The organism is Variovorax sp. VRV01, from assembly GCF_014852545.1.
Lineage (GTDB): Bacteria > Pseudomonadota > Gammaproteobacteria > Burkholderiales > Burkholderiaceae_C > Variovorax > Variovorax beijingensis_A.
In genome coordinates this window covers 1-22019 of sequence record NZ_JACVBS010000012.1, presented here as the reverse complement: position 1 = coordinate 22019, position 22019 = coordinate 1, and the positions used below count along the sequence as shown (strand labels likewise).

The 22019-nt window shown below is 68.3% G+C and carries 19 protein-coding genes and 1 other RNA gene; 9 read left to right on the top strand and 11 right to left on the bottom strand.

All coding sequences use genetic code 11. The features are described 5' to 3' along the window. Positions 1-69: 69 nt before the first annotated feature. From IB278_RS21000 to IB278_RS20975, 6 genes are all read right to left on the bottom strand, one after another. Positions 70-1251 (bottom strand): amidase, encoded by a 1182-nt coding sequence (locus tag IB278_RS21000; RefSeq protein WP_192325201.1) that lies wholly within the window; start codon positions 1249-1251, stop codon positions 70-72. A 30-nt stretch (positions 1252-1281) separates the two neighbouring features. After that, positions 1282-2271 carry an ABC transporter ATP-binding protein gene (locus tag IB278_RS20995; protein ID WP_192325388.1) on the bottom strand — a complete coding sequence of 330 codons (990 nt, stop codon included), beginning with the start codon at positions 2269-2271 and terminating at the stop codon, positions 1282-1284. Between the two features lie 46 nt (positions 2272-2317). Next, entirely contained in the window at positions 2318-3355 is a 1038-nt protein-coding gene (locus tag IB278_RS20990) for an ABC transporter ATP-binding protein (protein ID WP_145742072.1), read from the bottom strand. A gap of 345 nt (positions 3356-3700) precedes the next feature. Next, positions 3701-4612, bottom strand: coding sequence for an ABC transporter permease (locus IB278_RS20985; RefSeq protein ID WP_192325199.1), 912 nt, complete (start codon positions 4610-4612; stop codon positions 3701-3703). Positions 4613-4617: 5 nt separating this feature from the next. Beyond that, positions 4618-5571, bottom strand: a complete 954-nt coding sequence (locus IB278_RS20980) for an ABC transporter permease (RefSeq protein ID WP_145742068.1) — start codon at positions 5569-5571, stop codon at positions 4618-4620. Between the two features lie 20 nt (positions 5572-5591). Continuing rightward, positions 5592-7250 (bottom strand): ABC transporter substrate-binding protein, encoded by a 1659-nt coding sequence (locus tag IB278_RS20975; protein WP_192325197.1) that lies wholly within the window; start codon positions 7248-7250, stop codon positions 5592-5594. A 95-nt stretch (positions 7251-7345) separates the two neighbouring features. On the opposite strand from IB278_RS20975, the gene pyrC reads away from it, so the two are divergent. Continuing rightward, positions 7346-8377 carry a dihydroorotase gene (pyrC, locus tag IB278_RS20970; RefSeq protein WP_145742064.1) on the top strand — a complete coding sequence of 344 codons (1032 nt, stop codon included), beginning with the start codon at positions 7346-7348 and terminating at the stop codon, positions 8375-8377. 21 nt (positions 8378-8398) lie between these two features. On the opposite strand, the gene IB278_RS20965 is transcribed toward pyrC, so the two are convergent. Beyond that, on the bottom strand, positions 8399-10576 hold the full coding sequence (locus tag IB278_RS20965; protein WP_192325195.1) for a hypothetical protein: 2178 nt from the start codon (positions 10574-10576) through the stop codon (positions 8399-8401). A 237-nt stretch (positions 10577-10813) separates the two neighbouring features. Between IB278_RS20965 and IB278_RS20960 the strand changes: the two genes are divergently transcribed. The 3 genes from IB278_RS20960 to htpX all read left to right on the top strand — a co-directional run bounded on the left by IB278_RS20960 (position 10814) and on the right by htpX (position 13402). Then, complete coding sequence (locus IB278_RS20960; RefSeq protein ID WP_192325193.1) at positions 10814-11635, top strand: NYN domain-containing protein; 822 nt, start codon at positions 10814-10816, stop codon at positions 11633-11635. Then, a complete protein-coding gene (locus tag IB278_RS20955; RefSeq protein WP_145742058.1) occupies positions 11632-12372 on the top strand; it encodes a DUF3025 domain-containing protein in 741 nt (246 codons plus the stop codon). The genes IB278_RS20960 and IB278_RS20955 overlap by 4 nt, the downstream gene beginning before the upstream one ends. Before the next feature lie 154 nt (positions 12373-12526). Then, positions 12527-13402: a protease HtpX gene (gene htpX, locus IB278_RS20950; protein WP_145742056.1), complete on the top strand. Its 876-nt coding sequence runs from the start codon at positions 12527-12529 to the stop codon at positions 13400-13402. Positions 13403-13499: 97 nt separating this feature from the next. Here the strand turns inward: htpX and IB278_RS20945 are convergent, their stop codons facing one another. From IB278_RS20945 to cysK, 4 genes are all read right to left on the bottom strand, one after another. After that, a complete protein-coding gene (locus tag IB278_RS20945) occupies positions 13500-14309 on the bottom strand; it encodes a ProQ/FINO family protein (RefSeq protein ID WP_192325192.1) in 810 nt (269 codons plus the stop codon). Positions 14310-14363: 54 nt separating this feature from the next. Then, positions 14364-14993 (bottom strand): flavin reductase family protein, encoded by a 630-nt coding sequence (locus tag IB278_RS20940; protein ID WP_145742953.1) that lies wholly within the window; start codon positions 14991-14993, stop codon positions 14364-14366. Between the two features lie 11 nt (positions 14994-15004). Continuing rightward, entirely contained in the window at positions 15005-16645 is a 1641-nt protein-coding gene (locus IB278_RS20935) for an NAD(P)/FAD-dependent oxidoreductase (protein WP_145742052.1), read from the bottom strand. 72 nt (positions 16646-16717) lie between these two features. Then, the gene (cysK, locus tag IB278_RS20930; protein ID WP_062363213.1) at positions 16718-17638 is read right to left on the bottom strand and encodes a cysteine synthase A; all 921 of its coding nucleotides are present in this window, start codon (positions 17636-17638) and stop codon (positions 16718-16720) included. A 104-nt stretch (positions 17639-17742) separates the two neighbouring features. On the opposite strand from cysK, the gene rnpB reads away from it, so the two are divergent. The 5 genes from rnpB to IB278_RS20905 all read left to right on the top strand — a co-directional run bounded on the left by rnpB (position 17743) and on the right by IB278_RS20905 (position 21908). Continuing rightward, positions 17743-18090, top strand: an RNA gene (gene rnpB / locus IB278_RS20925) — RNase P RNA component class A. A 110-nt stretch (positions 18091-18200) separates the two neighbouring features. Further along, entirely contained in the window at positions 18201-18680 is a 480-nt protein-coding gene (locus IB278_RS20920) for a MarR family winged helix-turn-helix transcriptional regulator (protein ID WP_145742050.1), read from the top strand. Continuing rightward, positions 18681-20759 carry an FUSC family protein gene (locus tag IB278_RS20915; protein WP_192325190.1) on the top strand — a complete coding sequence of 693 codons (2079 nt, stop codon included), beginning with the start codon at positions 18681-18683 and terminating at the stop codon, positions 20757-20759. Next, complete coding sequence (locus IB278_RS20910; RefSeq protein WP_145742046.1) at positions 20756-20962, top strand: DUF1656 domain-containing protein; 207 nt, start codon at positions 20756-20758, stop codon at positions 20960-20962. The genes IB278_RS20915 and IB278_RS20910 overlap by 4 nt, the downstream gene beginning before the upstream one ends. A 10-nt stretch (positions 20963-20972) precedes the next feature. Continuing rightward, positions 20973-21908, top strand: a complete 936-nt coding sequence (locus tag IB278_RS20905) for an HlyD family secretion protein (RefSeq protein ID WP_192325188.1) — start codon at positions 20973-20975, stop codon at positions 21906-21908. The last annotated feature ends 111 nt before the right edge of the window (positions 21909-22019 follow it).

Below are 22019 nucleotides of genomic sequence, written 5' to 3'. Positions count from 1 at the left end.
TTGCTGTTCCTGCGCTCAACGCATGATGGAAGGCAGCAGTGTCGCCCAGTTCAGGGCGCAATCGGCTCGTCAGCCGCCGGCAATGCGCTCCGCCAGGGCGATCAACGACCGGTCCGACCCCGCCGGCCCGAGCAGCGAAATGCCGAGCGGCGCACCGTGGCGTTGCGCGAGCGGCATCGACAGCTGCGGAAAGCCGGCAAGGCCCGCGATGCACAGCATCTGGATCGCGCGGTTGCGGTAGTCCTCCAGGCCGGCCTCGCCTTCGCTGCGCAGCGGCGCGATGTCGGGCATGGTCGGCATCAGCAGCACGCCGTCGCTGCCGAGCAGCTTGGCCAGATGGCTGCGGAAGGCGGCGCGGAAGGCGCGGCCGGCAACGATCTGCGCATCGGTCACGCCGCGCGACCAGGCAAAGCGCTCGGCCACGCCCGGGCCCAGCGGCGGCGCGTAGCGCTCGATCAGCGGACCGTCGGTCAGCCAGGCCTCGTGCGCTTGCACGTAGCGGAAGTTCCAGTACATCGCATCGAAGGAGTCGAGCGCGACCTCGATGCCTGCCGCATCGCCGAGCACGCGCTGCACGCGCGCGGCGGCATCCGCCAGCGCATCGGCCGCGGCCGGCACCGCGAGCGACCACACGTCCTCGGGGCGCAGCAGCCGCACGCGCGCGGGCAGCGCGGCCGTGTCGGCGCCCAGCAGCACGTCCGCCACGCGCGCGAAGGTGCCGATGTCGCGTGCGAACCAGCCGCAGGTGTCGAGGCTGGGCGCGAGGTCCAGCGCGCCTTCGAGGCTCACGCGGCCGTGCGTGGGCCGCAGGCCGTACAGCCCGCAGTGGTTGGCCGGCGCGCGCACCGAGCCGCCGGTGTCGGTGCCGAGCGCGAAGTCGCACAGGCCCGAGGACACGGCCGAGGCCGAGCCGGACGACGAACCGCCGGTGATACGGTCCTTCGCGGCGCCGTTGACCGGCGCGCCGAAGTGCGCGTTGTTGCCGTTCATCGAGAACGCGAGTTCGTCGGTCACGGTCTTGCCCGCGAAGCGCGCGCCCGCATCGAGCAGCTTCTGCACGGTGGGCGCGGTGCGGGTCTTGATGCCCGACATCGCGAGCACGATCGGGCTGCCGCCGCCGGTGGGATAGCCGGCCACGTCGAACAGGTCTTTCGCTGCAAAGCGCAGGTCGGCCAGCGGACCGGTGGGCGCATGCGGCACCGGTGCGTCGGGGTAGGGAACGAAGGCGTGGGCGGGGTCGTGCAGGGGCATGGCGTGTTGTCGTGTGTGTGCAGGGGCGGGTCAGGCCACCAGCGTGGGTGCGATGGCGGCGGCGGCATCGGTATGGATGCAGCGCGCGCGGTGGTTCGGCGCGAGCTCGACCACCGGCGGCTGCGCGGCGCGGCAGGCATCGGTGGCGAGCGTGCAGCGTTCGGCAAAGGCGCAGCCGGGCGGCAGCGCCGAGAGATCGGGCGGCGCGCCGCCGATGGTCTCCAACCGCGCGCCGCGCGCCAGTGCGCCATGCGCGCGGCTCTTGAGCAGCGCGATGGTGTAGGGGTGGCGCGGCGAGCGGATCAGCTCGCGCGCGGTGCCTTCCTCGACGATGCGGCCGGCATACATCACGGCAATGCGGTCGGCCACCTCGACCGCGGCGCCGATGTCGTGCGTGACGAAGATCACCGACAGGCCGAGGTCGCGCTGCAGCTCGCGCAGCAGCAGCAGGATCTGGATCTGCACCGTGGCGTCGAGCGCGGTGGTCGGCTCGTCGGCCAGCAGCAGCTGGGGCTTGCAGGCCAGCGCGAGCGCGATCATCGCGCGCTGCCGCATGCCGCCCGACATCTCGTGCGGATAGGCCGCCAGGCGCCGCTCGGGGCTCGGGATGCGCACGCGCTCGAACAGCGCGAGCGCACGCTGATGCGCCTCGGCCTTGCTCACCGACTCGTGGCGGCGGATCGACTCGACGATCTGCGCGCCGACCGAATACACCGGGTCGAGCGCGAGCAGCGGCTCCTGGAAGATCATCGAAGCGACCTTGCCGCGGAAGTCGTCGAGCTCGCGCGCGGGCATCGCGAGCACGTCGCGCCCGGCCACCTGCACCTGCCCGCCGATGCGCGTGCGGCGCTCGGGATGCAGGCGCAGCAGCGTGCGCAGGGTCACGCTCTTGCCGGAGCCCGATTCTCCGATCAGCGCGACCACCTCGCCGCGCCGCACCTCCAGGCTCACGCTGCTGACCGCTTGCACGGGCTTGCGGCCGCCGCTGAAGCTGACGCTGAGATCGCGCAGGCGGACCATCGGCTCGGAGGAGGAAGAAGTCGGGTTGTTCATGGTCGTCATGCGTTCACGCCGCCCTGGCCAGCGGCACGGCCATCGGATGTCCGCTGCCGGCCTCATGGACCAGGCAGCTCGCTGCATGCCGCGCCCCGGTGGCGATGGGCTCGGGCACCACCTGGCTGCACACCGGTGCGGCCAGCGCGCAGCGCGGATGGAAGCGGCAGCCCGTGGGCGGGTTGATCGGATTCGGCGGGTCGCCGGCCAGCGCTGCCTCTTCGGTGCGGTGGTCGGGGTCCATCGAGGGCATCGACGAGAGCAGGGCGCGGGTGTAGGGATGCGCCGGCGCATCGTAGAGCGCGTCGGCCGGCCCGATCTCGGCCACCTGGCCCAGGTACATGACCATCACGCGGTCGCTCACGTAGCGCACCACGTTGAGGTCGTGGCTGATGAAGAGGTAGGTCAGGCCGAACTCGGCCTTGAGGTCGAGCAGCAGGTTGATGACCTGCGCCTCCACCGACTTGTCGAGCGCCGACACGGCCTCGTCGAGGATCACCATGCGCGGCTGCAGCGCGAGCGCGCGCGCGATGTTGACGCGCTGGCGTTGGCCGCCCGAGAGTTCATGCGGATAGCGTTCGGCAAAGCGCTGCGGTTCGAGCCCGACGCGCGCGAGCAGGTCGCGCGCACGCGCCACGGCCTCGCGCCGTCCGACGCCGTGCACCTGCGGGCCGAAGGCAACGGAGTCTTCGATGGTCAGGCGCGGGTTGAGCGAGGCATAGCTGTCCTGGAACACCATCTGCACCTGGCGCCGGAATTCCTTGAGCGGCAGTTCGCGCCCGCCGACCTCGCGGCCGTCGAACACCACTTCGCCCCGCGTGGGGGCAATCAGCTGCATCAGCAGCCGCGCGGTGGTCGACTTGCCGCAGCCCGATTCGCCGACCACGCCGAGCGTCTCGCCCTTGAGCACTTCGAAATCGACGCCGTCGACCGCGCGCACCACGCCACCGCCGCGGCCCAGCGGATCCTTCTTGAGCGGAAAGTGCTTGACCAGGCCGGTGATGGTGAGCAGCGGCTGTGCGGGGCCGCCGATGTCTTTCAGTGCGTCCATGTTGTCACGCTCCTTCGTTGCTTTGTTCTTGGCGCTGTTGTTTCAGGGCGCGTGCACAGGCCACCGGGTACTCCCCTCCGCGAATGTCCCCCGGGCTTCGCCCTCCTCCTTTATTTCGCTGCGGGGAGCACCCGATGCCCTGTGCACGATGGGCGCGGCGCTTGTGCTGGCGGATCAACCACCGCTTTGTCCAACGATCCCGCCGATGGGGTGCCTTGCGCAGCGAAATCAAGGAGGAGCCCGAAGGGCGGGGGACATTCGCGGAGCAAGGTACCCCATCGGCGGGAGCGCGCCCTGAATAACCCGCATCAAACACAACGCGCAGAACAAAAAGAAACCCCATCCCTACCCCTTGTTGTCCATCGCCGACCGCAACCCATCGGACAGAAGATTGAAGGAGATCGAAGTGATGAAGATCATCGCGCCCGGCAATGCCGCGACCCACGGCTGCACATAGATCGCGGTGCGCAGCGTGTTGAGCATCAGGCCCCACTCCGGCTCCGGCGGCTTCACGCCCAGGCCCAGGAACGACAGGCCCGAGGCCAGGATCATCGACACCGCGATCAGGCTCGTGGCGTAGACGAAGATCGGACCGAGCACGTTGCCCAGCACGTGCACCCGCACGATCGTGAACGGGTTCGCGCCCGAGGCGCGCGCCGCCTCCACGTAGTCGCGCGTGCGCACCTGCGTGGTCACGCTCTCGGCCACGCGCGCGATCTGCGGAATGAACACGATGGTCAGCGAGATCAGCGAGTTGACCACCCCCGCGCCCAGCGTGCCCGACAGCGCAATCGCCAGCAGCACCGAGGGAAAGGCGTAGAACACGTCGATGGTGCGCATGATCAGCGTGTTGGTGAAGCCGCCCGCGTAGCCCGCGACGATGCCGATCACCGTGCCGAAGACGAAGGCGCAGATCACCGGCGTGATGCCGATGAACAGCGACAGCCGCGCGCCGACGATCAGGCGCGACAGCATGTCGCGGCCCAGTTCGTCGCTGCCCAGAGGCAGGCCCTCGGTGCCGATCGGCTTGAGCCGCTTGAGCATCGAGGAGGCGTAAGGGTCGGCCGGCGCGAGCCACGGCCCGAACACGGCCAGGCCGATCAGCAGCAGCACCACGAACGCCGCACCCATGGCGACCGGATCGCGCGTGAAGCGCAGCAGCGCCGAAGTCCAGTAGCCGCGCGAGCGCTGCATCGGCAGCAACGGCTTCACGTCGGCGGTGGCCGAGGAAGAAGAGGGGAGGGGCAGTGCGCTCATGGTCGTCAGGCCCTTGCAATCCGCGGGTCGAGCAGCGTTTGCAGCACGTCGACCAGCAGGTTGAGCACCACGAAGAACAGCGCCAGCACCAGGATGGTCCCCTGCAGCAGCGGCAGGTCGCGCTGGAAGATCGCGGAGTTCAGCAGAAAGCCGGTGCCGGGCCATGAGAACACGGTCTCGATCAGGATCGAGCCGCCCAGCAGGTAGCCCAGCTGCAGGCCCATCACCGCGAGCGCCGTGGGCGCCGCGTTCTTCACCATGTGGCGGAACACGCCCAGGTGCGTGAGGCCCTTGGCGCGCAGTCCGACGATGAATTCCTGGTCGAGGATGTCGGCCACCAGCGCACGCACGGTGCGCGCGACGATGCCCATCGGGATCACCGACATCGTGAGGGCCGGCAGGATCAGGAACTGCACGTGCGCCCAGTCCCAGGCCCAGTCGCTGGAGCCGCCCGGGCCCGCGCCGGTGGCCGGCAGCCACATGAGCTGCGACGAGAACACGATCACCATCACCATGCCCAGCCAGTAGTGCGGCACGCTCACGCCCAGCACCGACAGCATCGAGGCCAAGCGGTCGAGCCACGAGTTGCGGAAGTAGCCCGCCACGAAGCCGAACAGGCAGCCCAGCACGAAGCCGATGAAGGTCGCCACCACCGCGAGCCGCAGCGTGTTGCCTACGGCCGTGAACACCTCGCCCGCCACCGCGCGGTTGCTCGCGATGGACACGCCGAGGTCGCCATGCAGCGCGCGCCAGACCCACATCGCAAACTGCTCGGGCAGCGATCGGTTGAAGCCGTAGAGCTCGCGCAGCTGCGCCTGCAGATCAGCCGAGGCGTCGGGCGGCAGGATCGACACCAGCGGATCGCCGGGCGCGATGTGCACCAGCAGGAAGCACACGAGCGCCACGCCGACCATGATCGGCACGGCGTAGATGATGCGGCGCAAGAGGTAGGCGAGCATGGTGGCTGGCTGGGATGAGGTCAGTCCATCGCCATCGTCGCGATGTCGATGAACCAGCTCTTGGGCTGCACCACGTTCTTGACCTTGGCCGACATCGCGCGCGGCCCCACGTCGTGCGCGATCCAGACGAAGGGCGCGTCGTCCACGATGTGCGTGTGCAGTTTGGCGAGCGCGGCGTCGCGCGCCTTGTCGTCGAAGCTGGTGCGCGCGTCGGCCACCAGCTTGTCGACCTCTGCGCTGCCATAGTAGCCCCAGTTGTTGGACACCGGCGGGAAGGCCTTGGTGCTCACGAAGCGCACCATCGCGAAAAACGGGTCCATCGCCGCAAAGCTGATGTTGACCGCATTCGCACCGTTGGCCGACGGGTCCTTCGCGCCCTTGCGCCAGTTGGTGAAGAGCGTGTTCCATTCGATCACGTCGAACTGCACGTCGAAGAAGCACTGCTTGAGCGATTGCTGCGCGAACTCGTTCATCGGCAGCGGCTGCATCTGGCCCGAGCCCGAGGCCGAGATCTGCACCTTCACCTTGATCGGCTTGGCGGCCGAGTAGCCGGCCTGCGTCATCAGCGCCTGCGCGGCCTTCACGTCGTAGCGGATGTCGAAGCCCGGCTTGCCGAACCATGGATGGCCCGGCGGCACCGTGCCCTTGGGCTCGGCCATCATGCCGCCCAGCAGCTGCTTCATGCCGCCGCGGTCGATGCAGAGGTTGGCCGCCTGGCGCACGCGCTTGTCGAGCCAGGGCGAGCCTTCGGCGAACGACAGCTGCCACGGCCACACGTGCGGCTGCGCGTTCGAATAGATCTTGAAGCCGCGCTGCGTGATCTGCGCCATGGCGTCGGGTGCGGGCGCCTCGATCCAGTCGACCTGGCCGCCGAGCAGCGCGGCGGTGCGCGCATTGGCCTCGGGCATCGGCAGCATCACGACCTTGTCGATCTTCGGCACGCGCCTGGCGTCCCAGTAGGCCTTGTTGGCGGCCAGTTCCAGGCGCTCGCGGGCCACGAAGCGGGTGACCTTGAACGGGCCCGAGCCCGCGGGGTCGGCCGCGAAGGCGGTCCATGCGGCCTTGGACTTGTCGGCGGGCGTGGCGCCGGCCGCGGCGTCGAACTTCTTCTGCCAGTGGGCGGGCGAGGCCATGAACAGGTTCGTGAGGTTGATCGGCAGGAAGGCGTCGGGTTCGCTGGTGGTGAGCTCGACCGTCATGTCGTCGATCTTGCGCGCGGTGCGCAGCGTGGGCATGCGCGAAGCGGTCACGCCGACCTGGCTCGGGTCGAACTGCGGGGCGTCCTTGTCGAGCACCTTCTGCACGTTCCACACCACAGCGTCGGCATTGAAGGCGGAACCGTCGTGGAACTTGACGCCGGGGCGCAGCTTGAAGACCCACTTGGTCTTGTCCTTGGCGTCGACGGCCCACGAGGCGGCCAGCGCCGGGATCAGCACGCTCGGCGCATCGGCCTTGGACAGGTCCCACTGCGTGAGCGAGTCGTAGATCGGGATGCCGGTGAAGCGGTTGCCCTCGAAACCCTGGTCGGGCTGGCCCAGCGTGCGCGGAATGTCGGCCGCGGTCATGGCGATGCGCAGCGTTTTCTCCTGGGCCAGGGCCGGTGCCACGAAGGCCAGGGTGGCGAGCGCCGCGCAGGCGGCCAGGGGTTTCAGGATCGAGGCAGGGGCGGCACGCTTCACAGGAGCTCCTAGGGGTGAAAGGGCGAAGGGATCAAACCGGTGGTGAAGCACGACGTGTGCCAGCCGCAAGGCCGCGATGCGACAATGGCCTTCCCATGACAGACACCCTCACCATCACCCGCCCGGACGACTGGCACCTGCATGTGCGCGACGGCGCCGCCCTCGAAGCCGTGGTCCCGCACAGCGCGCGCCAGTTCGGCCGCGCGCTGGTCATGCCCAACCTGCGCCCCCCTGTGACCACCGCGGCGCAGGCCATGGCCTACCGCGACCGCATCCGCGCGGCGGTGCCGCCGGGCACGGCCTTCGAGCCCGTGATGTCGCTCTACCTGACCGACAGGCTGCCGCCCGAGGAAATCGCGCTGGCCGCGGAAGCCGGCGTGCGCGCGCTCAAGCTCTACCCGGCCGGCGCCACCACCAACAGCGATGCCGGCGTGACCGACATCCGCCACACCTACAAGACGCTCGAGGCCATGCAGAAGCACGGCCTGCTGCTGCTGGTGCATGGCGAGGTCACCGATCCGGCGGTCGACCTGTTCGACCGCGAGGCCGTCTTCATCGACCGCGTGATGATCCCCCTGCGCCGCGACTTTCCCGAGCTCAAGGTGGTGTTCGAGCACCTCACCACGAAAGAGGGCGCCCACTACGTGCGCGATGCCAACCGCTTCACGGCCGCCACCATCACCGCGCACCACCTGCTGTACAACCGCAACGCCATCTTCACCGGCGGCATCCGCCCGCACTACTACTGCCTGCCCGTGCTCAAGCGCGAGACGCACCGCGTGGCGCTGGTGGAGGCGGCCACCAGCGGCAGCGACCGCTTCTTCCTCGGCACCGACAGCGCGCCGCATCCGGCCCACCTGAAGGAGCATGCGCTCGGCTGCGCCGGCTGCTACACCGCGCTGACCGCCATCGAGCTCTATGCCGAGGCCTTCGACAACGCCGGCGCGCTCGACAAGCTCGAAGGCTTCGCGAGCTTCCACGGCCCCGACTTCTACGGCCTGCCGCGCAACAGCGGCACCATCACGCTGAAGCGCGAAAGCTGGACTGTGCCGGAAACCGTGCCCTACGGCGACGCCACGCTCAAGCCGCTGCGCGGTGGTGAAACGCTGAACTGGCGCATGGGCTGAGTTCGACCGTCGCCCCGTGCGTCAGGGGGGATCGCTCAATTGCCGGCCCCCCATAACAAGTTGCAGATAGCCTTGCGTGGCTGGATTGCCGGAACGGCCCACCACCATCAGCAATGCACTGGGCTCGACGGTAGCATCGTATTGGTCTGCGGGCGAGGCAGTGTCCCATCCGATGCGAATGCCGCTCGCGTGGGGGCGCGCAGTAGGGTAGGTTGATATGGGCTCAAGGGTGATGGAAAAGGGAAGTGAGCTGCCGTCGGGCTGATTGAAAACCGTGTTTATCGCGTTGACGGAAGTTCCACCGCTACCATAGCCGCCGAGCGTCGATACCGTCAGCGGAAATGAGTTTGCCGGCCACTGGAAGGGTGCCCAAGTCGTGAGGCCAACCTCAAAGACCGCGCGGTTCGATGAATCAACGGCGGCGCGCAGGTAAACATTTTTGCCCCCGATGCGTGCCACGGAGAAATGGAAGTTGTCGCTCGCGTTCGCCGTGTTGGTGGCGACCCAATCTCCGGCTTCCGAGCCCTTGGTGACTGAGTAGTTCCGATCTGGCGTACACATTGGCTTCAACGGATCTGTGGAACAGACGCCAAGCGTGGGCGTGTTGGCACCGCTGTAGTACAGATCGAACGTGCTGGTCGTCGAGTCGGCTATTCCTGCGCCACGCGCCACGCTAAACATGTTGAAACGCGGGAGACTGCCAACAAGATGAAATTCTGTTGCGTCAATGACCAGATTGCGAGCCGCGACGAATGGTTGGAGCGCATAGCGACCCGAACCGTTCGACTCCAGAAATGGAAAGGCGCCGATGACAGCGTCAATAGTGACCTGGAAGCGCGCAGCTGACGAAGGGGCTACCCTATCTGTGGCAAATACATAGACATTTTTTTGCACCGGATCGGCAGCGAAGGGCCCGCGAACCGAGTGGCCTGACTCATCCACCATCTCGTATTGATGCATGTCGAAATCAAGTCGCAAGCGCTGCTTGGTGCCATTGGAGGCGAACACCGTGTAGCTGTCGTTGCGTGGATCCACGGCCACCCCTTCGCCGGTTCCCCATAAGCCGATCACTCCATTCTGGTAAGGCTCGCTAGTACCCGGCCGCGGGAGGGCTACCATGGCCCACAGTCCGGCGCCGCGTGCACCGTACAGCGTCGAGTTACCCGATTGGAGTCCGCGCGCACCGATCGGTGCATCGTTGGCTAGCGTGACCAGCGGGCGCTGTTCGACGGTCCAATTACCGTCTGCATACACAGCGGATTGTCGGACACTGTCCGCACGCACGCTTGTTCGGGTCCACGCGTCACCGACTTGGAGCGCAGGCTCGTTTCCGCTGGTGCTACTCGCGGTAAAAGCGCCGTACATCGTGGCGGCTGTCCATTCGGTAGTTTCTGGCAAGCCGATACGAAACTGGAGATCAAGGTTCGGCAGCCGGCCGGCAGCCAAATAGACGTTCTGCCCCCCCACTCGGGCCACTGAAAAAACGATCTGCTCTGTTGTGTCGGCCGTTGTTAGACGCCAGATGCCGGGACGCTCTGTAGCGACGATGGCATAGGTCTTCAAGAGCTGCGTGGGACAAACCTCGAGTCGGTAGAAACCGGTATCCGAGCGGCACACCCGCAGTTGCGTCCCGCCGCCGGAAATGCTGATTTGGTGTGCCAGCGAGTAAGCGACGTTTTGAAACGGTGTACCGTAGGTGAAGCGGTTGTAGGTGCCGTCCATTGCGGACTGGGCGCTAACCAGGTTCGTAACGCCCAAGAAGGGATAGGAGATGCCAACCGTGCCTTCCAAGGCTGTCCGAGCCAATGGAAACGTACCGACGATGGCATCACCGAGAAGACGAAAGCGAGCGAGGTTGACTACGGAATTGACTTTGCTACGCTGAAGCACAAAGGTGCCTGGCTGCATAGGATCATCAGAAAACTCACCAGATGCGATCATGCCAACAACGGGCGAGTTGATCGGCTGTAGTACGTTGCTATTTCCTCCATCGCTTGGAGCAAATACGTAGCGTCGATTGCTGAAATCGAGGTCAAGGGTGTACTGCCCTCCGTTGGCGGAAAAAACCCGATAGCGGCGCTTAAAGGGACTTTTCGCGAGCGGACGCAGAGGCGTGGCCAGTTCCTTGTTGGCAACGGGATCCTCGATGAGCGCGCTAGCCTGCGTCTGCCCTGACGCTGTGATTGAAGCGGGGAGCACGGAACCATCCCCTCCGCCGTTCCCGCCACAACTTGTGAGACATATCGCCGAGAACCCGCCAAACAGTATGCGATGCACTTGCACGCTTCCTCCGTTTTGAGATTTATCCGATCAATCGTAACTGAATGTCTTTGATGGATGCGACATGCTGCGCGGGACTGCCTCATGGGCCGCGCAGGTGGGTCTGCATAGAGGAAGCGGGAGATACTCGTCCTTCGACTTTGATAGGAACTTCATATGACTTCCACGCCGTGCGTGATGCTCCTGATCGACGCCGACAACGTCTCCTCCGACGTGATCGAGCAAGCCGTGCAGCGCACGCTGACGGAGCACGGCGCCGTGCACGTGCGCCGCGCCTATTGCAACGCCGAGACGGCGGTCAAGCAGCAGGCGCTCTTCAAGCGGTTGTCGGTGCGGCCGATGGTCAATATTTCGGCCGGCAAGAACAGCACCGACATCGCGCTCGCCGTGGATGCCATCGATCTCGTGATCGCCGAGCGCCCCGACGTGGTGGTGCTGGTGTCTTCCGATTCCGACTTTGCGCCGCTCGTGATCCGGCTGCGCGAGAAGGGCTGCCGCGTCTGCGGCCTCGGCCAGCAGGGCAAGACCGGCGAAGAGACCGTGGCGGTCTACGACGAGTTCACCGACCTGCAGCACCACGGCGCGCCGCTCGCGCCCCGCAGCGCGCCCGCGAAGAAGGCCGCGGCCAAGGTGGCCGCGAAGCGTGCGCCGGCCAAGACGGAAAAGACGGAGAAGAGTGCGGCCGCGCCGGCCCGCAAGACCGCGGCCAAGGCCCCGGTCCGAAAAACCGCCAAGGCCGCAGCGAAGCCGCTCGCGCCGCAGCCGCCTTCTGAAGCCGCCGAATTCATCCTGCGGGCGGCACCTGCGCTGCGCAGTGGTGCCGACGTGCCGCTCAACGACGTGGCCCAGGCCCTGCGCGCGGCCGGCCTGCTCGGCAAACACGGCAGTTCGCTCAAGCTGTTCGACAAGCTCCCGGCGGAGTTCGCCGTGCTGCAGCACCCCGACCGCATCCGCTGGACCGGAGCCGCCACGCCTTGAGCCTGGCGGCGGTCGACTGGGCGCAGCCCTGGCTCGCGCCTTATCGCGCCATCGGCCAGGCGGCGGCGCAGACGGCGCTCGACACCTCGGTCGCTGCCGCGCTGCAGCGGGAAGCAGCGCCGGGTTTCAGGCCCGCCTTCGTGCCGCAGTCGGCGCTGCCCGCGGGGCAGGCCTACGAGGCCCACATCTTCCAGACCGGCACCGTGCCGACGCGCGACAACCTGCACGACTTCTTCAACGGCCTCGTCTGGCTCGCCTTTCCGGAGGCCAAGCGTCGCCTGAACGAACTGCAGGCCGCCGAGATCGCCCGTGCGGGCATCGGCGCCACGCGCGGCCCGCTGCGCGACGCGCTCACGCTGTTCGACGAGAACGGCGCCGTGCTCGATGCGCCCGAGCCGCTGTGGCAGGCGCTGGCCGCGCGCGACTGGCACACCCTTTTCGTGGCGCAGCGCGCGCTGTGGTCCCGGGCGCGCCTCTGGATCTTCGGCCATGCGCTGCTCGAGAAACTCGCCACCCCGCGCAAGGCGCTCACCGCGCATGTGCTGCGGCTGCCGCCACCCGCTGCCGGCGGATCGGCGGCGCCCTGCGATCGGGCGCTGGCACGCAGCCTCGATCCGCATCAGCTGGCGCAAAAACCCTTCGTTCCGCTGCCCGTGCTGGGCGTGCCGGGCTGGTGGGCCGGCAACGAGGAGGCGAATTTCTACGACGATCCCAAGGTCTTCAGGCCCGGTCCGTAGAACTTTTGCTCCTATCATCGCTCTACCCGCGAGCCGCGGTGCGGCTCCTCCAGAATCCAAACAACAACACAGGAAGAGCGCCATTCCTGCACGGCTTGAAGAGGGCCATCCGGTCCTCATCTAGGCGGCAGCATTCCCCCACGGAGAATTCAACTTGAAACGTATCCTTCTGTTCGTTTTGACCAATGTGATGGTCGTTGCAGTGCTCGGCATCGTCGCCAGCCTGCTCGGCGTCAACCGCTTTCTGACGGCCAACGGGCTGAACCTCACGGCGCTGCTCGGCTTCGCGCTCATCATGGGCTTCGGCGGCGCGATCATTTCGCTCCTGATCAGCAAGCCCATGGCCAAGTGGACGACCAAGCTGCACATGATCGACAACCCCCAGTCGCCCGACGAGGCCTGGATCGTCGGCACGGTGCGCAAGTTCGCCGACAAGGCCGGCATCGGCATGCCCGAGGTCGGCATCTTCGAAGGCGAGCCTAATGCCTTCGCGACCGGCGCGTTCAAGAACTCGTCGCTGGTGGCGGTGTCCACCGGCCTGCTGCAGAACATGACGCGCGAAGAAGTCGAGGCCGTGATCGGCCACGAGGTGGCGCACATCGCCAACGGCGACATGGTCACCATGACGCTGATCCAGGGCGTGATGAACACCTTCGTCGTGTTCCTGTCGCGCGTGATCGGCTATGCGGTCGACAGCTTCCTGCGCCGCGGCGACGACCGTTCGTCGGGCCCGGGCATCGGCTACTACGTGAGCACCATCGTGCTGGACATCGTGCTGGGCTTTGCCGCCGCCATCGTGGTGGCCTGGTTCTCGCGCCAGCGCGAATTCCGCGCCGACGCCGGCTCGGCCGCGCTCATGGGGCAGAAGCAGCCGATGATGAATGCGCTGGCCCGCCTGGGCGGCCTGCCGGCCGGCGAACTGCCCAAGGCGGTGGAAGCCATGGGCATCACGGGCAGCATCGGCAAGCTCTTTGCCACGCACCCGCCGATCGAAGAGCGGATTGCGGCGCTGCAGAACGCGCGCGGCTGATCGATCGAATCGCACTGCAACAGCAAAAGAAAAGCCGCCACGGGTTGCCGTGGCGGCTTTTTCATTGGGGCCGGCGCGGGCGTGGCGGCCCGGGCGATCAGGCCGCCGGAGCCGCCGGCTGCCGCTCGGCCCGTGCGCGGGCGAGCGTGCGGCCCACTTCGCCGGCATCCATGCCGTACATCTCGGCGAACTCGTGTTCGCTGCTGCGGCCGCTGGCCTCGAAGGCGCGCAGCAGCGCCTCGCGCTTGGCGGCCTGGCGGGCCAGCTCGGCCAGCGCTTCGTCGAGCACGGCGTTGGTTTCCTCGTCGCGCGAGCGCACCAGCACCGCGTAGGCCTCGCGGTCCAGGCCCGAGGCTTCCACGGCACGGGCGATGCGCGCCACGAGCTGCGCACGCAGGTCCTCGCCGGGCTTGCGCTGCACGCGGCGGCGGTGCAGCTCGAGGATGGCGTGGTGCACATGCTCGGGCGCGACCGGCTCCACTGCGTTGCCGTCGAGGTCGTGGCGCGCAAGGCCCGCGGCCACCGCCTCGAGGTAGCGCGTGGAGCGTGCGTGCAAGCCCAGCGCAACCTTGAGCTCGTCCTTCTTGAAGTCGTCGGGGTGCTTTTCGAGCAGGTCCTGGAACACGCCGAGCTTGAGCGGCAGGAAGCGCGCGCCGAACATGTTGGGGTACAGCTCGAACAGTTTCTCCAGCGCGGGGTGCACCTTGCGCGCGCGCTGCGGCTGTTGCTGCTGTGCCGCCTGCTTGGGCTTCTGCTTTTGTGTCTGCTGCTGCCGCGGCTGGCGCGGCGCGCGCGGCGCCCGGGGCGGGCGTCCGTCGGCGCTCGGCTGCTGCTGCGCAGCGGTGCCCTCGGCTTCCGCCGGCTGGACTTCCTGGATTTCTTCTTGGGGCGTGGCGGTGTCGGTCATCGGTCGGTCTTGTCTGGTTGGCTGGCAGCGGCGGAAAAAATGGATGCCGCGCGTTCAGCGCGGGCGGAACATCTTGAAGAGATTGTCGGGGCTGATCTCGAAGTAGTCGGCCGGGCCGCCGCCGCGCAGGATGGGCTGCGCCGCGGCGGTGTCGTAGATGCCGTTCTTCAGCAGGTGGCGCGCGATGTGCACGCCCACCACTTCGCCGAGGATCAGCCAGGTGGGCACCGGCACGCCGTCCACGCCCTCGAGCTGCAGCAGTTGCGTGAGCCGGCATTCGAAGGACACCGGGCTCTCGGCCACGCGCGGCACCGCGATGCGGCGCGACGCCGCGGGCGTGAGGCCGGCGAGCTCGAACTCGTTCACCTCGGGCGGCACGGGGGCGCACGACTGGTTCATCTGCTCGGCCAGCGGCCGGGTGGCCAGGTTCCAGCCGAACTCGCGCGTCTGGCGGATGTTGTGCAGGCTGTCCTTGGCGCCGATGCTCGCAAAGCCCACGATGGGCGGCGTGTAGTTGAAGGCGTTGAAGAAGCTGTAGGGCGCGAGGTTGAGCCTGCCGTTCTCGTCCTGCGACGAGATCCATCCGATCGGCCGCGGGCCGACCATCGCATTGAACGGATCGTGCGGCAGGCCGTGGCCCTTGGCGGGTTCGTAGAAGTGGAAATCGTCGTTCGGCACGGCCATCGGTTCCTTGCTCATGTTCCGGCGACGCTGCGCGCCACGGCTTCGGCGACCTTGATGCCGTCGACGCCGGCCGACAGGATGCCGCCTGCATAGCTCGCGCCTTCGCCGGCAGGATAGAGGCCGCGCACGTTGAGGCTCTGGAAGTCGTCGCCGCGCGTGATGCGGATCGGCGAGGAGGTGCGCGTTTCCACGCCGGTGAGCACCGCATCGTGCAGGTCGAAGCCCTTGATCTTGCGGCCGAAGGCGGGGAAGGCCTCGCGCATCGCCTCGATGGCGTAGGCCGGCAGCGCCTGGTTCAGATCGGTGGGCGTGACGCCGGGCTTGTACGAAGGCAGCACGCTGCCGAGCGCGGTAGAGGGCCGGCCCGCGATGAAGTCGCCCACCAGCTGGCCGGGCGCGCGGTAGTCGCCGCCGCCGAGCACGAAGGCCTTCGACTCGAGCTCGCGCTGCAGCGCGATGCCGGCGAGCGCGTCGCCCGCGGCCTCGGGCGTCCAGCCGGGAAAGTCGCGCGGGTCGATGCCCACCACGATGCCCGCGTTGGCGTTGCGCTCGTTGCGCGAATACTGGCTCATGCCGTTGGTGACCACGCGGCCCGGCTCGCTGGTGGCCGCGACCACGGTGCCGCCCGGGCACATGCAGAAGCTGTAGACCGAGCGGCCGTTGCTCGCGTGGTGCACCAGCTTGTAGTCGGCCGCGCCGAGCAGCGGATGGCCCGCATGGCGGCCCCAGCGCGCGCGGTCGATCAGGCCCTGCGGATGCTCGACGCGAAAGCCGATGGAAAAGGGCTTGGCCTCGATGTGCACGCCGCGCGCATGCAGCATCGAAAAAGTGTCGCGCGAGCTGTGGCCGAGCGCCATCACCACGTGGTCGGCGCGCAGCTCGCTCGCCTGGCCGGTGGCCTGGTCGAGCACGGTGAGGCCGCGAAGCTGGCCGTTCTCGATCTGCACGTCGGTCACGCGCTGCTCGAAGCGGATCTCGCCGCCGAGCGCCACGATCTGCTCGCGGATGTTCTCCACCACCTTCACCAGCTTGAAGGTGCCGATGTGCGGATGCGCGACGTAAAGGATCTCGGGCGGGGCGCCGGCCTTCACGAACTCTTCCATCACCTTGCGGCCGAGGAAGCGCGGATCCTTGATCTGGCTGTAGAGCTTGCCGTCGGAGAAGGTGCCGGCGCCGCCTTCGCCGAACTGCACGTTCGACTCGGGGTCGAGCACGCTCTTGCGCCACAGGCCCCAGGTGTCGCGGGTGCGCTGGCGCACGGTCTTGCCACGCTCCAGCACGATGGGCTTGAAGCCCATCTTCGCGAGCATCAGCGCCGCGAAGATGCCGCAGGGGCCGAAGCCGATCACCACAGGCCGAGGCGCGCCTTCGGGCGCCTGCGCGGGCGGGGTGTAGCGCATGTCGGGCGCGGCCTGGATGTGCGGATGCGCAACGTGCTTTGCGAGCAGCGCGGCTTCGAGCCCGGCGTCGGCGATCTGCACGTCGGCGATGTAGACCGTGAGCAGGTCGGCCTTGCGCGCATCGAAGCTGCGCTTGAAGACGGTGTGGGAAGCGATCGCTTCGAGCGGGACGTCCAGCGTCCGGGCGATCAGGGCGGCCAGCGCGTCGGGGGCGTGGTCCAGCGGGAGTTTGAGTTCGGAGAGTCTCAGCATGTCGTGGGGCTTGTGTTTATCAAGCAGGCCACGGATTTTACGCGCCGAGGCGCTATGAAAGGGATAGCTGGGTCAGGCTGGCAGGAAGCCTTCGACCGAGAGATAGCGCTCGCCGGTGTCGTAGTTGAACCCCAGCACCACCGCATCGGGCGCCAGCGAGGGCAGCTTCTGGGCGATGGCCGCGAGCGTGGCGCCGGAGGAAATGCCCACCAGCATGCCTTCCTCGACCGCGCAGCGGCGGGCCATTTCGCGCGCCGGTTCGGCGTCGACCTGCAATACGCCGTCGAGCAGCGAGGTGTCGAGGTTCTTCGGGATGAAGCCCGCGCCGATGCCCTGGATCGGGTGCGGCGAGGGCTGGCCTCCCGAGATCACCGGCGAGGCCACCGGCTCCACCGCGAACACCTGCAGCTTCGGCCACTTCTTCTTGAGCACCCGCGCCACGCCCGTGATGTGGCCGCCGGTGCCCACGCCGGTGATCAGCACGTCGATGCCGTCGGGGAAGTCGGCCGCGATTTCCTCGGCCGTGGTGCGCACGTGCACGTCGATGTTGGCGGGGTTGTTGAACTGCTGCGGCATCCAGGCGCCCGGCGTGCCGGCCACGATTTCCTCGGCCCGCGCAATGGAGGCCTTCATGCCGCCGGCGCGCGGCGTCAGGTCGAAGGTGGCGCCGTAGGCGAGCATGAGGCGGCGGCGTTCCACCGACATGCTGTCGGGCATCACGAGGATCAGCTTGTAGCCCTTGACGGCGGCGACCATCGCCAGGCCGATGCCGGTGTTGCCCGAGGTGGGTTCGACGATGGTGCCACCGGGCTTCAGCGCGCCGGACTTCTCGGCGTCTTCCACCATCGACAGCGCGATGCGGTCCTTGATGGAGCCGCCGGGGTTGGCGCGCTCGGACTTGATCCACACCTGCTGCTTCGCATTGCCGAACAGGCGGTTGATGCGGATATGCGGCGTGTTGCCGATGGTCTGGAGGATGTTCTGGGCCTTCATGGGATCTCCTTGGGCTTTTGTCGGGGCAGGGCTGGTCGGTCGAAGCGCCATTGTGGAGCGGACGGCCGGCGCCTGCGAGGGTATCGAGCGATAATCCCCCTCGTGAAGCACGCCAGACCGCCGCTGGTGCAAGCCCGCAAGGGGCGACGCCGCAAGGCGCCGCGTCGAAAGACCGCACTGGAGGAACGTCCGGACTGCACAGGACAGCGCAGGAGTTAACGACTCTCCACCGTGAGGTGAGGATCAGAGCAACAGAGACGAGCCGATTCAGTTCGGGTGAAACGGGCAATCTCTGCGCGCAGCAACACCAAGTAGGCCAGTATCGAGGTGGTTCCGCTGAGCTGGCGGGTAGGTGGCATCGAGCCGTTTGGCGACAAGCGGCCCAGAGTAATGGCGGTCACGTTGGGGGCAACTCCAACGCACAGAATCCGGCTTATCGGCGGGCTTCACACTTTTCTTTTTCCTTCTCCCTGATTCGCCGTGGGGTTCTTCCATGGGGCAGCAGCGGTGCCGCGGCTTTTCTCCTAAAATAGATAGCAAGCTAACTAATTGGAGAGAAGCCATGGCCCATGTCTCGAAGACGCGCGAAGCCGCGCTGATGTCGCTCGGCATGGCGCTCTCGCTGCTGCAGCGCGGCTACCGGGCCGCGGCCGACAAGGCGGTGGCGCATGTCGGACTTTCGCAGTCGCTGGCGTGGCCGATCGTGATGATCGGCCGGATGCACGGCGGCGTGCGCCAGGGCGTGCTCGCCGAGGCGCTGGGCATCGAGGGGCCTTCGCTGGTGCGCTCGATCGACCAGCTGGTGGAGGCCGGTTTCGTGGAGCGCCGCGAAGACCCGGCCGACCGCCGCGCCAAGACGCTGCACCTCACGCCGGCCGGCGAGGCCGCCTGCCAGCCCATCGAGGCCGCGCTGCGCGGCATGCGCGCCACGCTGTTCGAAGGCGTGGCCGACGAGGACATCGCCGCCTGCCTGCGCGTGTTCGCGGTGCTCGGAGAACGGCTCGGCCGCGCAGCGCCGGGGCCGCAGGAAGGGCGCAGGTAGATGGCCGCGTTCCGGCTGCCGCGCTTCAGCCGCGCGGAGCTTCTCTTTTCTGCCAAGAGCTTTGCCGCCGCGATGCTGGCCATGTACCTGGCCAGCCGCGCCGGCCTGCCGCGGCCGTTCTGGGCCTTGATGACCACCTATGTCGTGGCCCATCCGCTGGCCGGCGCGGTGCGCTCCAAGGCCCTCTACCGCTTCTGCGGCACCTTGATCGGATGCGTGGCCACGGTGCTGCTGGTGCCCGCGCTGTCGAATGCGCCGGAGCTGCTCACGCTGGTGCTCGCGCTGTGGGTGGGGCTGTGCCTGTGCATTTCGCTGTTCGACCGCACGCCGCGCTCGTATGTCTTCATGCTCGCGGGCTACACCGCCGCGCTGATCGGCTTTCCTTCGGTGCAGACGCCGCTCGCGCTGTTCGACACCGCGGTGGCGCGGGTGGAGGAAATCGGCCTGGGCATCCTGTGCGCCACGCTGGTCCACAGCATTGCGTGGCCCACGGGCCTGGCGCCGACCGTGCTGGGCCTGCTCGACCGCACGCTGCTGGATGCGCGCCAGTGGCTCACCGACCTGCTGCAGCCCGCGGGCCGCAGCACCGACGCCGATCCGCAAACGCTTGCTGCCGACCGCCGCCGGCTGGCCGGCGACATCACCCAGCTGCGGCTGCTGTCCACCCACGTGCCGTTCGACACCACGCACCTGCGCTGGACCGCCGGCGCCATCCGGGCCATGCAGGACCGCGTGGCGGCACTCACGCCCGCGCTGTCGGCCGTGGAGGACCGGCTGCTGGCGCTGGAACAGGCCGAAGGGGCGCTCGCGCCGGACGTTGCGGCGGTGCTTGCGCAGGCCGCGCAATGGCTGCAGGAAGACGATGCCGCGCGCGCGCAGTCGCTGCAACTGCTGCGCCGCTCGATCCAGGCGCTGGGCGCCACGCCGCAGCACAGTCCCTGGAGTCGCGCCTTGCGCATCGGGCTCGCGGGCCGGCTCGAGGAACTGGTCGAGGGATGGCGCGCCTGCGCGCGGCTGCGCATGGACATCGACGAGGGCCTCCAGGGCGCGCTGCCGCCGCGCCGCACGGCCGCGCTCGGCAGCCGCGTGCTGCACCGCGACTACGGCATGGCGCTGCTGTCTGCGCTGGCCGCGGTGCTCGCCATCTGCCTGTGCGGCGCCTTCTGGATCGTGACGGGCTGGCCCATGGGCTCGGCCGCCACCATGATGGCCGCGGTGTTCTGCTGCTTCTTCGCGACCATGGACGACCCGGTGCCCGCGATCCACGGCTTCCTGAAGTACACGCTGTGGTCGATTCCCGTCTCCGCGCTCTATGTGCTGGTGCTGATGCCGCTGGTGCAGGACTTCGGCATGCTGGTGGCGGTGTGCGCGCCGGTCTTCCTGCTGCTGGGCGTCTACATGGCGCGGCCGGCGCATTTCATGGCGGCCATGGCGCTGCTGTTCGGCGTGGCCGGCACGCTGGCCCTGCACGACACCGCCAATGCCGACCTGGTGAGCTTCATCAACAGCATGCTCGGGCAGGTCATCGGCGTGGTGGTTGCTGCGCGCGTCACGCGGCTGGTGCGCTCGGTGGGCGCCGACTGGAGCGCACGGCGCATCCAGCGCGCCACCTGGCGCGAGCTCGGCGAGATGGCCGGCGTCTCGCAGCGCCAGGGCGCGCAGGGCGACGCCTACGCCGTGCGCATGCTCGACCGCATCGGCCTGCTCGCACCGCGCATCGCGCAGGCCGGCGGCAGCATCGAGGGTGTGGCCGCCAACGACGCGCTGCGCGACCTGCGCACCGGCGCCGACATCGACGTGCTGCAGCGGGTGCGCGCGCAGCTGCCGCCGGCGTCGGCCTCGGCGCTTCTGGGCGGCATCTCGCAGTTCTTCCTCCAGCGCGGCAGGGGCCGCATGCAAGCGCGCCCCGCCAGCCTGCTGCCGCAGATCGACGAGGCGCTGTCGGCGGTGCTTGGCGCGCAGCATGCGCCGTCATCCGCATCGCGCAGCGCAGTGACCGCGCTGGTGGGCCTGCGCCGCAATCTTTTCCCCGATGCACCGCCGCGCCTCGCCGTGGCCGGACAAGGAGCCTCCAGATGATTGGCGAAGCAAGTTTCTACGGCCTCTACGTGCCATGGCTGCTGGTGCTGGCCGGCATTGCGCTGGCCGCCCTCTGGGGCGTACGCCATCTGCTGGCCCTGGCCGGCCTCTACCGCTGGGTGTGGCATCCCGCGCTGTTCGACATGGCGCTTTATCTGCTGCTGCTCTACGGCATCAGCCGCGCGGCCTCCTTCCTTCAATGACGAGATCCAGATGAAAGCCCCTTTTCCCATCGACAGCTCCTGGCCGATGCGCCTCGGGCGCATTCTTCTCACCGCGGCCGTGGTGGCGGCCGCCGCATGGGCCGGCCTGCAGCTCTGGGACCATTACGAGCTCGCTCCCTGGACGCGCGACGGCCGCGTGCGCGCCAACGTGGTCCAGATCGCGCCGGACGTGTCCGGGCTGGTCACCGCGGTGCCTGTGCGGGACAACCAGGCCGTGCAGGCCGGGGCCCTGCTGTTCGAGGTGGACCGCGCGCGCTACGACCTTGCCGTGCGCCAGGCCCAGGCCGCGCTGGCGGCGCAGCGTGCCGCCAGCGCACAGGCGCAGCGCGAGAACGCGCGCAACGCGGGGCTCGATGCGCTGGTGTCGCAGGAGGCCCGCGAACAGGCCCGCGCCCGCGCGGAGCAGGCGCGCGCCGCCGTCGCACAGGCCGAGGTGGCACTCGATGCGGCGCGCCTCAACCTGCAGCGCGCCGAGGTGCGCGCGCCGGCCGACGGCCTGGTGACCAACCTCGACCTGCGCACCGGCAGCTATGCATCGGCCGGGCGGCCGGTGCTGGCGCTGGTCGATGCGCATTCCTTCTTCGTCGAGGGCTACTTCGAGGAAACCAAGCTGCCGCGCATCCACCTGGGCGATCGCGTACGCGTGACCCCGATGGGCGGCGGCGCAGTGCTCGAAGGCGCGGTCGACAGCGTGGCCGCCGGCATTGCCGATCATGACCGTTCGACCAGCGCCAACCTGCTGCCCAGCGTCAACCCGACCTTCAACTGGGTGCGGCTCGCGCAGCGCATTCCGGTACGCATCAGGCTCGATCCTTTGCCGCAGGGCGCGCGGCTCGTGGCCGGCCAGACCGTGACCGTGCAAGTGCTCGAGCATCCGCCGGCGCGCCATGCGGGTGCACCGGCCGCCGAGCCGAAGAAGGGATGAGCGCCATGTCACCTGCTTTTCGCATGGCTTCGCTCATGGTTGCGGCGGGGCTGGCGGCCTGCGCGGCGGTCGGCCCCGACTACCGCCAGCCGCCCGAGGCGCTGGCCAGCC

Coding starts and splice junctions, on each gene's coding strand:
- IB278_RS21000 (WP_192325201.1), bottom strand. CDS start 1,251: ATGCCCCTGCACGACCCCGCCCACGCCTTCGTTCCCTACCCCGACGCA.
- IB278_RS20995 (WP_192325388.1), bottom strand. CDS start 2,271: ATGGTCCGCCTGCGCGATCTCAGCGTCAGCTTCAGCGGCGGCCGCAAG.
- IB278_RS20990 (WP_145742072.1), bottom strand. CDS start 3,355: ATGGACGCACTGAAAGACATCGGCGGCCCCGCACAGCCGCTGCTCACC.
- IB278_RS20985 (WP_192325199.1), bottom strand. CDS start 4,612: ATGAGCGCACTGCCCCTCCCCTCTTCTTCCTCGGCCACCGCCGACGTG.
- IB278_RS20980 (WP_145742068.1), bottom strand. CDS start 5,571: ATGCTCGCCTACCTCTTGCGCCGCATCATCTACGCCGTGCCGATCATG.
- pyrC (WP_145742064.1), top strand. CDS start 7,346: ATGACAGACACCCTCACCATCACCCGCCCGGACGACTGGCACCTGCAT.
- IB278_RS20960 (WP_192325193.1), top strand. CDS start 10,814: ATGACTTCCACGCCGTGCGTGATGCTCCTGATCGACGCCGACAACGTC.
- IB278_RS20945 (WP_192325192.1), bottom strand. CDS start 14,309: ATGACCGACACCGCCACGCCCCAAGAAGAAATCCAGGAAGTCCAGCCG.
- IB278_RS20940 (WP_145742953.1), bottom strand. CDS start 14,993: ATGGCCGTGCCGAACGACGATTTCCACTTCTACGAACCCGCCAAGGGC.
- IB278_RS20935 (WP_145742052.1), bottom strand. CDS start 16,645: ATGCTGAGACTCTCCGAACTCAAACTCCCGCTGGACCACGCCCCCGAC.
- cysK (WP_062363213.1), bottom strand. CDS start 17,638: ATGAAGGCCCAGAACATCCTCCAGACCATCGGCAACACGCCGCATATC.
- IB278_RS20920 (WP_145742050.1), top strand. CDS start 18,201: ATGGCCCATGTCTCGAAGACGCGCGAAGCCGCGCTGATGTCGCTCGGC.
- IB278_RS20915 (WP_192325190.1), top strand. CDS start 18,681: ATGGCCGCGTTCCGGCTGCCGCGCTTCAGCCGCGCGGAGCTTCTCTTT.
- IB278_RS20910 (WP_145742046.1), top strand. CDS start 20,756: ATGATTGGCGAAGCAAGTTTCTACGGCCTCTACGTGCCATGGCTGCTG.
- IB278_RS20905 (WP_192325188.1), top strand. CDS start 20,973: ATGAAAGCCCCTTTTCCCATCGACAGCTCCTGGCCGATGCGCCTCGGG.